The sequence below is a fragment of the Nocardioides koreensis genome, assembly GCF_039531775.1.
Taxonomy (GTDB): Bacteria; Actinomycetota; Actinomycetes; order Propionibacteriales; family Nocardioidaceae; genus Nocardioides; species Nocardioides koreensis.
This window is the reverse complement of the sequence record NZ_BAAAQR010000001.1, coordinates 170,456-181,894: the sequence shown is the minus strand read 5'-3', so window position 1 is coordinate 181,894 and position 11,439 is coordinate 170,456. Positions and strand designations below refer to the sequence as shown.

Sequence of the window (11,439 nt, the reverse complement as noted above, 5' to 3'; positions counted from 1 at the left end):
GGGTCATGACTTCGCTGCTCCCTCGACAGACCACCGGCGTCACCGATGCCCACGCGGATCTCGGACACCGTCGGCCCCTGGCCCTGATCGCCACGCTGGGGGGCGTGGCCGCGGCCGGGTCGACCCTCCTGGTCTGCCTCGCGGTGGGTGTCGTGGGCTGGTTCCTCACCGACGCGGGCGCACACGGAACCCCGCGCGACGGACTGCGGGTGGGGGCGCTCGGGTGGCTCCTCGCCCACGGCTCCGGCGTCGCGGTCGAGGGGGTGGCGATCACCGCGGTCCCGCTCGGGGTCACGGTGCTGTGCGCGTGGGCGCTGTGGCGCCTCGGCCACCGGGTCGGTGACTCCGTCTCCGGCCACGGACCCGACGCCGACGGCATCGCCGACGGCGAGCGGGACTGGACCGTCCCGACGGCCGTGTTCCTGTTCACCGTCGGCTACGTGGCGGTGGCCCTGGTGACCCTGTCGCTGGCGACGGTGCCGGCCACCGGCGCCTCGGGGGCCCGGGTCGTCGAGTGGGCGATGCTGCTGTGCGTGGGCTTCGGTGCCCCGGCGATCGCCGTGGGCTCCGGACGCGCGGCGATCTGGACGGCGTACCTCCCCGCTGCGCTGCGCGGCGCAGCCGCCACCTGCCGGAGCATCCTGGTCACCTGGTTGGTGGTCGCGGCGCTCGTCTTCGCGGCGGCGCTGGTCATGGACCTCGGCGACGCGGCCAACGTGCTGTCGCGGCTGCACACCGGCGGCGGCGAGGCGTCGCTCCTCGTGCTGCTCAGCCTCGTGGTCGTGCCCAACGCCGTGGCGTTCTCCGGCTCCTACCTGCTCGGGCCCGGCTTCGCGGTCGGGGCCCACACGCTGGTCTCGCCGGCCCTGGTCGTGCTCGGCCCACTGCCGATGTTCCCGCTGCTCGCGGCCCTTCCCCACGACGGGCCGACCCCGGCCTGGGTCGCCGGGGTGGTGGCGGTCCCGGCGCTGGTGGCGGCGTTCGCGGCGGCCCGGACCCAGCGCCGGCTGCCGACGCTGCGCTGGGACGAGGGGGCGTTGCGCGGCTGCGCGGGCGGGGTGGCCGCCGGCGTGCTGTTCGGGCTGCTCGCCGCGCTGTCCGGTGGGGCGGTGGGCCCGGGCCGGATGCGCGAGGTCGGCCCGTTCGCCTTCGACGTCCTGGTCCACGCCCTCACCTCGTTCGGGGTGGGTGGCCTGGTCGGGGGCCTGGCCATGACCTGGTGGCTGCGCCGGGCCGCCCGGCGCTCCGCCGAGACGGACTGAGCTGCGTCCCACCGGCGTCGTTAGACTCCCACGCGTGCCGATCCCCACCCCCGCGCGCCTCGTCGTGCTCGTGTCGGGCTCCGGCACCAACCTCCAGGCCCTCATCGACGCGACCTCGGACCCGGCGTACGGCGCCCGCATCGTCGCCGTCGGCGCGGACCGCGACGGCATCGAGGGCCTCGCCCGCGCCGAGCGCGCCGGGATCCCGACGTTCGTGAAGAAGGTCGGACAGTTCAGCAGCCGCGAGCACTGGGACCGCGCGATGGCCGACACCGTCGCCGGCTTCGAGCCCGACCTGGTCGTCTCCGCGGGGTTCATGAAGCTCGCCGGGGAGTCCTTCCTCGAGCGGTTCGGCGGCCGCTTCGTCAACACCCACCCCGCCCTGCTGCCGTCCTTCCCCGGCATGCACGGTGCCGCCGACGCCCTGGAGCACGGCGTGAAGGTCACCGGTGCCACCCTGTTCGTCGTGGACGCGGGCGTGGACACCGGTCCGATCCTGGCCCAGGCCGTGGTGCCGGTCGAGGACGACGACACCGTGGAGTCGCTGCACGAGCGGATCAAGGTCGCCGAGCGGGAGATGCTCGTCGAGTGCGTCGGCCGGATGGCCCGCGAGGGGTACACCATCACCGGGCGCAAGGTGAGGTTCGGCGCCCCGGTCCACTAGTCTGGAGGCACACGACTGGCGCAGGTGGGGTCACCACCGGGGAGTGCCCCGACTTGGGGGATTGGCGAGCGCATCGAACGCCTGGGTGCCCTCATCGGAAGATTCACGCATCGATGAGGAGAAGTGCATGTCCCACGAGTCGCGCATCCCAGTGAAGCGGGCCCTGGTCTCGGTCTACGACAAGTCGGGCCTCGAGGACCTGGTCCGCGGCCTCCACGACGCCGGGGTGACGCTGGTGTCGACCGGTGGGTCGGCCGCGCTGATCGAGGGGCTGGGCGTCCCGGTCACCCGCGTCGAGGAGCTCACCGGGTTCCCCGAGTGCCTCGACGGCCGCGTCAAGACGCTGCACCCCCGGGTGCACGCCGGGATCCTCGCCGACCGCCGGCTCGACTCCCACGTCCAGCAGCTCGCCGACCTCGGCGTCGAGCCGTTCGACCTGGTCGTCTCCAACCTCTACCCCTTCGCGCAGACCGTCGCCTCGGGCGCCACCACCGACGAGTGCGTGGAGCAGATCGACATCGGTGGTCCGTCGATGGTGCGCGCGGCCGCAAAGAACCACCCGTCGGTCGCGATCGTGACCTCGCCCGAGCGCTACGACGACGTGCTGCGCGCGGTCGCCGGAGGTGGCTTCACGCTGGCCGAGCGGCAGCGGCTCGCGGCGGAGGCGTTCGCCCACACCGCGTCGTACGACGTGCAGGTGGCGAACTGGTTCGCCGACGCACTGGTCGCCGACCCCGAGAACCCGTGGCCTGCGTTCCTGGGCCAGACGTTCGAGCGGGCGGCCACGCTGCGCTACGGCGAGAACTCCCACCAGGCTGCGGCCCTCTACACGGAGGTCGGGGAGGCGGAGGGGCTGGCCCACGCCGAGCAGCTGCACGGCAAGGAGATGTCCTACAACAACTACGTCGACGCCTCCGCGGCGCACCGGGCGGCATACGACTTCGACCGCCCGGCGGTGGCGATCATCAAGCACGCCAACCCGTGCGGCATCGCGGTCGGCGCCGACGTCGCGGACGCCCACCGCAGGGCCCACGAGTGCGACCCGGTGTCGGCGTTCGGCGGCGTGATCGCCACCAACGTGCCGGTCTCGGTCGAGATGGCCCGGCAGGTCGCCGAGATCTTCACCGAGGTCGTCGTCGCCCCGGCGTACGACGAGGGCGCGGTCGAGGTCCTCTCCGGCAAGAAGAACATCCGGCTGCTGGTCTCCCCGCCGCCGGCCGGCAGCGAGGTCGAGCTGCGCCAGGTCCCCGGGGGCGCGCTCGCCCAGCTGGCGGACCGGTTCCAGGCGCCGGGCGACGACCCGGCCGCGTGGACGCTCGCGACCGGCGAGGCCGCTTCGGAGGAGGTGCTCGCGGATCTCGCGTTCGCGTGGCGCGCCTGCCGCTCGGTGAAGTCCAACGCGATCCTGCTGGCGAAGGACGGCGCCTCGGTCGGGGTGGGCATGGGCCAGGTGAACCGGGTCGACTCCTGCAAGCTCGCCGTCGAGCGGGCGGGGGAGCGGGCCTCGGGCTCGGTGGCCGCCTCCGACGCGTTCTTCCCGTTCGAGGACGGGCCGCAGATCCTCATCGACGCCGGGGTGCGGGCCATCGTGCAGCCAGGCGGATCGGTGCGTGACGAGCTCACCGTCGAGGCGGCGAAGGCGGCCGGCGTGACGATGTACTTCACCGGCACCCGACACTTCTTCCACTGATCGAGGACGCGTCAGCGGACTCGATGAAGCTGGTCGAGCGAGCGCCGCGACCGAGCTCGCGAGGTCGCGACGGCGCGTGTCGAGACCCGCGTCGCCCGCGAGCCGACGGTGACCAGACAGACGATGACAGGATGACCGCATGACCGCACAGAAGCTGGACGGCTCCGCGACCGCGGCGGCCATCAAGGGCGAGCTCAAGGAGCGCGTGGCCGCGTTGCGCGAGGCCGGCGTGGTCCCGGGCCTCGGCACGATCCTGGTCGGCGACGACCCGGGCTCGCGGTGGTACGTCAACGGCAAGCACAAGGACTGCGCCGAGGTCGGCATCGAGTCGATCCGCGTCGACCTGCCGGCGACCGCCACCCAGGAGGAGATCGAGGAGGCGGTGCACACCCTCAACGCCGACCCGGGCTGCACCGGCTACATCGTGCAGCTGCCGCTGCCGAAGGGCCGTGACGAGAACCGCGTGCTCGGCCTGGTCGACCCCGCCAAGGACGCCGACGGGCTGCACCCGACCAACCTCGGCTGGCTGGTGCTCGGCAACGAGGCGCCGCTGCCGTGCACGCCGAACGGGATCGTCGAGCTGCTGCGCCGGCACGGCGTCGAGATCGCCGGGGCGGAGGTCGTGGTCGTCGGGCGCGGCGTGACCGTCGGCCGCCCGCTCGGCCTGCTGCTCACCCGTCGCTCCGAGAACGCGACGGTCACGCTGTGCCACACCGGCACGCGCGACCTCGCGGCGCACGTCCGCCGGGCCGACATCGTGGTCGCCGCGGCCGGGGTGCCAGGCATCATCAGCGCGGACATGGTCAAGCCGGGCGCGGCGGTGCTCGACGTGGGGGTCTCCCGGGTCGAGGGCAAGCTCGCCGGCGACGTCGCCGACGACGTGTGGCAGGTGGCCGGCTGGGTCTCGCCGAACCCCGGCGGGGTCGGACCGATGACGCGCGCGATGCTGCTGTCCAACATCGTGTCGATGGCCGAGAAGGCCCGGGGTTGACGGTCGAGCAGCCCGTGACCGACGCCGCGCCGACGCCCCCGGACGCCGACCCCGAGCACGGGCGGCGCTACCCGTCCACGATCGGGGGGATCTTCTACCTCGTCGTGCTCGCGGTGACCGGGGTCGGGATCGGGATCGTGGCCACGGGCGACTGGCGCGTCGGCATCCGCTGGGTCGCGGGCGGCCTGATCCTCGCCTCGCTCGTGCGGCTGGTGCTGCCCACCCGCGAGGCCGGCATGCTCGCCGTACGACATCGCGCGGTCGACTGCGTGATGCTCGCCGGCGTGGGGGTCGTGCTGCTGTTCCTGGCCAGCACCATCCCCAACCAGCCGGTCTGACGCACAGACGCATCGACCCGTCACTTCCTGGCGAGGAAGCGACGGGTCGGCGTGTCAGATCAGGCCCCTCAGATCAGGCCCAGCTCCGTGACGGCGTCGCGCTCCTCGGCGAGCTCGGCGACCGACGCGTCGATCTTCGAGCGGGAGAAGTCGTCGATGTCGAGACCCTGGACGATCTCCCAGCTGCCGTCCTTGGTGGTGACCGGGAAGGAGGAGATCAGGCCCTCGGGCACGCCGTAGGACCCGTCGGAGGCGACCGCCATGGAGACCCAGTCGTCGGAGGCCGAGCCGAGCAGCCAGTCGCGCGCGGCGTCGATGGTGGCCGACGCGGCGGAGGCGGCCGAGGACGAGCCCCGGGCCTCGATGATCGCGGCGCCGCGCTTGGCGACGGTCGGGATGAAGTCGTTCTCGATCCAGCCCTGGTCGCCGACGACCTCGGCGGCGTTGCGGCCGCCCACCTCTGCGTGGAAGACGTCGGGGTACTGGGTGGCCGAGTGGTTGCCCCAGATCGTCATCTTCTTGATGTCGGTGACCGCGGCGCCGGTCTTGGCGGCCAGCTGCGAGATCGCCCGGTTGTGGTCGAGGCGGGTCAGGGCGGAGAACCGCTCCTTCGGGATGTCGGGGGCGTTGGTCATCGCGATCAGCGCGTTGGTGTTGGCCGGGTTGCCGGTGACGCCGATGCGGACGTCGTCGGCGGCGACCTCGTTGAGCGCCTTGCCCTGGGCGGTGAAGATCGCGCCGTTGGCGGAGAGCAGGTCGCCGCGCTCCATGCCCTTGCTGCGGGGCCGGGCGCCGACGAGCAGGGCCAGGTTGACCCCGTCGAAGATGGTGTTGGCGTCGTCGCCGATCTCCACCCCGGCCAGGGTCGGGAACGCGCAGTCGTCCAGCTCCATGACGACACCCTCGAGGGCCTTCAGCGCGGGGGTGATCTCCAGCAGCCGCAGCTCGATCGGGCGGTCCGCGCCGAGGAGCGCGCCGCTGGCGAGGCGGAAGAGGAGGCTGTAGCCGATCTGGCCGGCGGCACCGGTGACGGCCACCTTGAGGGGAGTAGAGCTCACGTGGACTCCTTGTCGGACGGCGTGCCCGGGTCCGGGCAGACGGGTGGATCTCGGGGCGACGCTAGCAGCGTGCCCGGGCGTGGAGTGACGGAGGTCTGCGCCGCCGGACGGTGCGCGTGGGCCATGCTGAGGGCATGACGGTCAGGGGGGCTCGCCCGGGAGTACGTCGTGTGCTCGCCGCCGCGGGAGCCGTCGCGCTGCTGTCGGTGACCGCCTCCTCCTGCGCGGGTGGGCCGCCCACGATCGCCCCCTCGGGGGTCGACGGGCTGGAGATCCCGACGCCCTCGCCCGACCCGCACGACTTCGTCGACGGCGTGGACAACCGCTGGTTCCCGCTCGAGCCCGGCACCGTCTGGACCTACCGCAGCACCGGCGACGGGGGTGACCGGACCGAGGTGGTCACGGTCCTCGACCGGACGCGGGTCGTGCAGGGTGTCACGACCACGGGCGTGCGCGAGGTGACGGCCGGCGACGACGGGGTGGTCGACGAGGAGACGTTCGACTGGTACGCCCAGGACACCGACGGCAACGTCTGGCGCTTCGGCGCCGACACCACGGCGTACCACCGGGGCAGCCGCGGCACGCGGCACACGTGGGAGGCCGGCGTCGACGGCGCCGAGGCCGGGCTGGTGATGGCGGCGCGCCCCCGCGTCGGCGACGGCTACGTGCAGGAGCACGCGCCGGGGGTCGCTGAGGACCGCGCGATGGTGCTCTCGCTCACCGAGCTGCGCACCGTCCCGCTCGACGAGTACGACGACCTGGTGCAGATCGAGGAGACCTCACCGCTGCGGCCCGGCGTGGTGGAGCGGACCTACTACGCCTCGGGGGTCGGGCCGGTGCTCCGGGAGACCGTCGCCGGGGGCAGCGAGAGCGCCCAGCTGGTCTCGCTCACCCGCGGCTGAGGGTCACTGCCCGGGCGGCCGGATCTGCGTCTGGTCGCCCCCGTCGGCGGGTGGCCACTGCTGCTGCGGCTGCTGCGGCTCGGCCAGCGGCACCCACTGCTGGCTGTGCGGGTCCCACTGCCAGCCGTCCTGGATGATCGGCTCGGTGCCCCAGGCCTGGGCCTGCTGCTCCTGCGCCTGCTGCGCCTGGGCCTGCACGGCGGGGTTCTCCTGGTTCCACTCCTGCTGGTACTGGTCGGGCGCGCCGTACCCCGGCACCGCGGCGGGCGCCGGCCGGGAGAAGTTGAACCCCGAGCCGGGGACCGGCTCGCTGCCCATGCCGAAGAGCACGGCGTAGCTCGCGCCGGCGATCGCCGCGCCCAGCAGCGGGGCGATGATGAACAGCCAGAGCTGGAGCACCGCGTCGGTGCCGGCGAAGACGCCGACGCCGATGGAGCGGGCCGGGTTGACCGAGGTGCCGGTGGCGGCGATCGAGCCGAAGTGGATCATCGCCAGCGAGAGGCCGATGGTCAGCGGTGCCAGGCCGGGGTGCTCGTTGCGGGCGTCGGTGACCGAGAGGATCACCCACACGAAGATCGCGGTCATCACCGTCTCGAGCAGCAGTGCCGACCACCAGGCGACCCCGCCCTGGTCGCCGAAGAAGTTCTGGGCCATGTTGCCCTCGGCGGTGAAGCCCTCGAAGCCGTGCATCACCGTGAAGAGCACGAAGCCGGCCAGCAGCGCGCCGGCCAGCTGCGCCGCGACGTACACCGGGACCTGGCCCCACGACATCCGGCCGCCCATCGCGGCACCCACGGAGACGGCGGGGTTGAAGTGCCCGCCGGAGATCCGTCCGACGGCGTAGGCCATCACCAGGACGGTGAGGCCGAAGGCGAGGGCGATGGCGACGTAGTCGCCGTTGCTCATCAGGGCGGTGCCGCAGCCGAAGAACACGAGGACGAAGGTGCCGAGCACCTCGGCGGCGATCTTCTGGGTGGTGGTGGACGCCTCTGCCATCAGGAATGACCTCCCGCGCGCACGGCCCCGCTGGCCGCGACCCTGGCCCGAGTCTAAGCCCGCGAGACGTTCGTTGCCGGGACCGTGGACGGGTGCGAGGCTGATCGGGTCGAGCCAGTCAGGTATCTTGACGTCAAGGAATATTTCCCCTCGTTTCAGGAGTCGCCGAAGCCCATGGCCAAGATCATCTACACGCACACGGACGAGGCGCCCCTGCTGGCGACCTACTCGTTCCTGCCGATCATCCAGGCGTACGCCGCCCAGGCCGGCGTGGACGTCGAGACCCGGGACATCTCCCTCGCGGGCCGGATCATCGCGCAGTTCCCCGAGCGCCTCACCGACGAGCAGCGGATCGACGACGCCCTCGCCGAGCTCGGCGAGCTCGCGACGAAGCCCGAGGCGAACATCATCAAGCTGCCCAACATCTCCGCCTCCATCCCGCAGCTCAAGGCCGCGGTCAAGGAGCTGCAGGAGAAGGGCTACGACCTGCCGAACTACCCCGAGAACCCCCAGTCCGAGGAGGACAAGGAGATCCGGGCGAAGTACGACAGGGTCAAGGGCTCCGCGGTGAACCCGGTGCTCCGCGAGGGCAACTCCGACCGGCGCGCGCCCGCCTCGGTCAAGAACTACGCGAAGTCGCACCCGCACCGGATGGGGGCGTGGACGCCGGAGTCGAAGACCAACGTCGCGACCATGGGCAAGGACGACTTCCGCTCCAACGAGCTGTCGGTCGTGCTCCCTGCGGACGACACCCTGACCATCAAGCACGTCGCCGCGGACGGCACCGAGACCGTGCTCAAGGACGGCGTCAAGGCCCTGAAGGGCGAGGTCGTCGACGGCACCTTCATGAACGTCGCCGCGCTGCGCCGCTTCCTCACCGAGCAGATCGCCCGCGCCAAGGCCGAGGACGTGCTGTTCTCGGTGCACCTGAAGGCCACGATGATGAAGGTCTCCGACCCGATCATCTTCGGCCACGTCGTGCAGGCGTTCTTCCCGACCCTCTTCGAGCAGTACGGCGAGGCGCTGGCCGCCGCGGGCATCTCGCCCAACGATGGCCTAGGCGCCCTCCTCGGCGCGGTCAAGGACCTGCCCGAGGGCGACGCGATCACGTCGGCGGTCGACGCCGGCCTGGCCGACGGCCCGGCGATGGCGATGGTCGACTCCGACAAGGGCATCACCAACCTGCACGTGCCGTCCGACGTCATCATCGACGCCTCGATGCCGGCGATGATCCGCACCTCGGGCCACATGTGGGGTCCCGACGGCGAGGAGCACGACACCCTCGCGGTGATCCCGGACTCCTCGTACGCCGGCGTGTACCAGACGGTGATCGACGACTGCCGCGCGAACGGCGCCTTCGACCCGTCGACGATGGGCTCGGTCCCCAACGTCGGCCTGATGGCCAAGGCGGCCGAGGAGTACGGCTCCCACGACAAGACCTTCGAGATCCCGGCCGCGGGCCGGGTGCAGGTCGTCAACGGCGCCGGCGACGTGCTGATCGAGCACGACGTCGAGCCCGGCGACATCTGGCGCGCCTGCCAGACCAAGGACGAGCCGATCCGCGACTGGGTCAAGCTCGCCGTGACCCGCGCCCGCGCCACCGGCGCCCCCGCGGTCTTCTGGCTCGACGAGACCCGCGCCCACGACGCGAACCTGATCGCCAAGGTCAACGAGTACCTCCCCGAGCACGACACCGACGGCCTGACCATCGAGGTCATGGCCCCGGCCGAGGCGACGGCGTACTCCCTCGAGCGGATCCGCCGGGGCGAGGACACCATCTCGGTGACCGGCAACGTGCTGCGCGACTACAACACCGACCTGTTCCCGATCCTCGAGCTCGGCACGTCGGCGAAGATGCTCTCGGTGGTGCCGCTGATGAACGGTGGCGGCCTGTTCGAGACCGGTGCCGGCGGCTCGGCGCCCAAGCACGTCCAGCAGCTGGTCCGGGAGAACTACCTGCGCTGGGACAGCCTGGGTGAGTTCTTCGCGCTCGCGGCCTCGTTCGAGCACCTCGCGGGGTACGCCGACAACGCGCGCGCCAAGGTGCTGGCCGACACGCTCGACAAGGCAACCGGGACGTTCCTGGAGAACGACAAGTCGCCGACCCGCCGCATCGGCGGCATCGACAACCGCGGCTCGCACTTCTACCTGGCGCTCTACTGGGCCCAGGAGCTGGCGAGGCAGACCGACGACGCCGAGCTCGCCGCGGCGTTCAAGGAGTTCGCGGAGACGCTCGCCGCGAACGAGGACACCATCGTGTCCGAGCTCAACGGCGTCCAGGGCTCGCCGGCCGACATCGGGGGCTACTACCAGCCCGACGACGAGAAGGCCGACCACGTGATGCGTCCGTCGAAGACGCTGAACGAGGCCCTCGCCGCCCTCTGAGCCGACCTTCGATGACCATGCGGACGGGCCCGGGAACCACTTCCCGGGCCCGTCGCGTCTCCCGGGCATGACCCACAGCTTCGAGGAGTACGTCGCGGCCCGCTGGTCGCGGCTGGTCCGCTCGGCGGTGCTCATGGGCGCCGACCGGCACGCGGCCGAGGATCTCGTGCAGACGACCCTGGCCAAGTGCTTCGTGGCCTGGCCGCGGGTGAGCCGCGCCCAGGACCCCGACGCGTACGTGCACCGGGTGCTGATCAACGCGCTGACCGACAGCCGGCGCCGCCGGTGGTGGGGGGAGACCCCCACCGAGGTGCTGCCGGAGGGCGGCCTGCCCGACGCGGCCGACGAGGTGGTCCGTGACGACGCCCTGCGCCGCGCCCTCCTCCGGCTGACGCTCGAGCAGCGCCAGGTTCTGGTGCTGCGCTACTACGCCGACCTCACCGAGGCGCAGATCGCCTCGGCCCTCGGCGTCGCGGTGGGCACGGTCAAGAGCCGGGCCGCACGCGGCCTGGCCGTCCTGGAGGCGGACCCGTCCCTGGGGGAGCTGGCGAACGGAGGTGGACGATGAACGACATCCTGCACGACCTGATGCGCGACAGCGCCGACGCGATCCCGACGTCCGTGGCGCCGATCGCGGCGATCACGCGAGCCGGCCGCCGCCGGCGTACCCGTGCGGTGGCGCTGGTCGCGGCCGCGGTGGTCGTCCTCGGCGGTACGGCGGCCGCGGCCGTTCCGGGCCTGGCCGGCGACCACGAGGCAGGACCGGCCGCGCCGACGCGCCACTACGCACCCGACGACGTGCCGGTGTTCCTGCCCGAGTCGGCGTTCGACGTGGGCGTCGACAAGCAGGAGGACCACGCGTCCGTGAGTGGCGAGCTGGTCGCGACCCAGGACGACCGCTGCCTGGTCGTCGGCGACGACCAGACCCCGGTCTTCTGGCCGCACGGCTACGAGGGGGAGACCCACGGCGACGGGAGCTTCTCGCTCCTCGATGAGCAAGGCAGCCCCGTCGCCGAGGTCGGCGACACGGTGCGGCTCACCGGGGGCTGGTTGGAGCCGGCCAGCTGGTCCGGTGACGAACGGTGCATCCCCGACGACCGGAAGGTCTTCATGGTGCAGGCGCGACCCGAGGTCGTCGGTCCCTAGTCCGGCT

At 72.3% G+C, this 11,439-nt stretch carries 11 protein-coding genes and 1 riboswitch; of the genes, 9 read left to right on the top strand and 2 right to left on the bottom strand.

The window, feature by feature from the left end:
* Positions 1 to 5 precede the first annotated feature (5 nt).
* The 5 genes from ABD268_RS00805 to ABD268_RS00785 all read left to right on the top strand — a co-directional run bounded on the left by ABD268_RS00805 (position 6) and on the right by ABD268_RS00785 (position 4,945).
* The gene (locus tag ABD268_RS00805; RefSeq protein WP_344146117.1) at positions 6 to 1,262 is read left to right on the top strand and encodes a cell division protein PerM; all 1,257 of its coding nucleotides are present in this window, start codon (positions 6 to 8) and stop codon (positions 1,260 to 1,262) included.
* A gap of 34 nt (positions 1,263 to 1,296) precedes the next feature.
* On the top strand, positions 1,297 to 1,926 hold the full coding sequence (purN, locus tag ABD268_RS00800; RefSeq protein WP_344146114.1) for a phosphoribosylglycinamide formyltransferase: 630 nt from the start codon (positions 1,297 to 1,299) through the stop codon (positions 1,924 to 1,926).
* A 1-nt stretch (position 1,927) separates the two neighbouring features.
* Positions 1,928 to 2,020, top strand: a riboswitch (ZMP/ZTP riboswitch).
* A gap of 33 nt (positions 2,021 to 2,053) precedes the next feature.
* Entirely contained in the window at positions 2,054 to 3,616 is a 1,563-nt protein-coding gene (purH, locus tag ABD268_RS00795) for a bifunctional phosphoribosylaminoimidazolecarboxamide formyltransferase/IMP cyclohydrolase (RefSeq protein WP_344146111.1), read from the top strand.
* A gap of 139 nt (positions 3,617 to 3,755) precedes the next feature.
* On the top strand, positions 3,756 to 4,607 hold the full coding sequence (locus ABD268_RS00790) for a bifunctional methylenetetrahydrofolate dehydrogenase/methenyltetrahydrofolate cyclohydrolase (RefSeq protein WP_344146108.1): 852 nt from the start codon (positions 3,756 to 3,758) through the stop codon (positions 4,605 to 4,607).
* Positions 4,604 to 4,945: a DUF3017 domain-containing protein gene (locus ABD268_RS00785; RefSeq protein WP_344146105.1), complete on the top strand. Its 342-nt coding sequence runs from the start codon at positions 4,604 to 4,606 to the stop codon at positions 4,943 to 4,945. Before ABD268_RS00790 ends, ABD268_RS00785 begins: the two co-directional genes overlap by 4 nt.
* Before the next feature lie 68 nt (positions 4,946 to 5,013).
* Here ABD268_RS00785 and ABD268_RS00780 read toward each other — a convergent pair whose 3' ends face one another.
* The gene (locus tag ABD268_RS00780) at positions 5,014 to 6,003 is read right to left on the bottom strand and encodes a malate dehydrogenase (protein ID WP_344146102.1); all 990 of its coding nucleotides are present in this window, start codon (positions 6,001 to 6,003) and stop codon (positions 5,014 to 5,016) included.
* A 134-nt stretch (positions 6,004 to 6,137) separates the two neighbouring features.
* Between ABD268_RS00780 and ABD268_RS00775 the strand changes: the two genes are divergently transcribed.
* Positions 6,138 to 6,905: a hypothetical protein gene (locus ABD268_RS00775; RefSeq protein ID WP_344146099.1), complete on the top strand. Its 768-nt coding sequence runs from the start codon at positions 6,138 to 6,140 to the stop codon at positions 6,903 to 6,905.
* Between the two features lie 3 nt (positions 6,906 to 6,908).
* On the opposite strand, the gene ABD268_RS00770 is transcribed toward ABD268_RS00775, so the two are convergent.
* Positions 6,909 to 7,901: an aquaporin gene (locus tag ABD268_RS00770; protein WP_344146096.1), complete on the bottom strand. Its 993-nt coding sequence runs from the start codon at positions 7,899 to 7,901 to the stop codon at positions 6,909 to 6,911.
* Positions 7,902 to 8,075: 174 nt separating this feature from the next.
* On the opposite strand from ABD268_RS00770, the gene ABD268_RS00765 reads away from it, so the two are divergent.
* The 3 genes from ABD268_RS00765 (at position 8,076) to ABD268_RS00755 (ending at position 11,432) form a co-directional block, all read left to right on the top strand.
* Positions 8,076 to 10,286 carry an NADP-dependent isocitrate dehydrogenase gene (locus ABD268_RS00765; protein ID WP_344146093.1) on the top strand — a complete coding sequence of 737 codons (2,211 nt, stop codon included), beginning with the start codon at positions 8,076 to 8,078 and terminating at the stop codon, positions 10,284 to 10,286.
* Between the two features lie 67 nt (positions 10,287 to 10,353).
* Entirely contained in the window at positions 10,354 to 10,854 is a 501-nt protein-coding gene (locus ABD268_RS00760; protein ID WP_344146090.1) for a SigE family RNA polymerase sigma factor, read from the top strand.
* Entirely contained in the window at positions 10,851 to 11,432 is a 582-nt protein-coding gene (locus ABD268_RS00755; protein WP_344146087.1) for a hypothetical protein, read from the top strand. Before ABD268_RS00760 ends, ABD268_RS00755 begins: the two co-directional genes overlap by 4 nt.
* The last annotated feature ends 7 nt before the right edge of the window (positions 11,433 to 11,439 follow it).

Coding starts and splice junctions, on each gene's coding strand:
- ABD268_RS00760 (WP_344146090.1), top strand. CDS start 10,354: ATGACCCACAGCTTCGAGGAGTACGTCGCGGCCCGCTGGTCGCGGCTG.
- ABD268_RS00805 (WP_344146117.1), top strand. CDS start 6: ATGACTTCGCTGCTCCCTCGACAGACCACCGGCGTCACCGATGCCCAC.
- ABD268_RS00790 (WP_344146108.1), top strand. CDS start 3,756: ATGACCGCACAGAAGCTGGACGGCTCCGCGACCGCGGCGGCCATCAAG.
- ABD268_RS00765 (WP_344146093.1), top strand. CDS start 8,076: ATGGCCAAGATCATCTACACGCACACGGACGAGGCGCCCCTGCTGGCG.
- ABD268_RS00775 (WP_344146099.1), top strand. CDS start 6,138: ATGACGGTCAGGGGGGCTCGCCCGGGAGTACGTCGTGTGCTCGCCGCC.
- ABD268_RS00770 (WP_344146096.1), bottom strand. CDS start 7,901: ATGGCAGAGGCGTCCACCACCACCCAGAAGATCGCCGCCGAGGTGCTC.
- ABD268_RS00755 (WP_344146087.1), top strand. CDS start 10,851: ATGAACGACATCCTGCACGACCTGATGCGCGACAGCGCCGACGCGATC.
- purH (WP_344146111.1), top strand. CDS start 2,054: ATGTCCCACGAGTCGCGCATCCCAGTGAAGCGGGCCCTGGTCTCGGTC.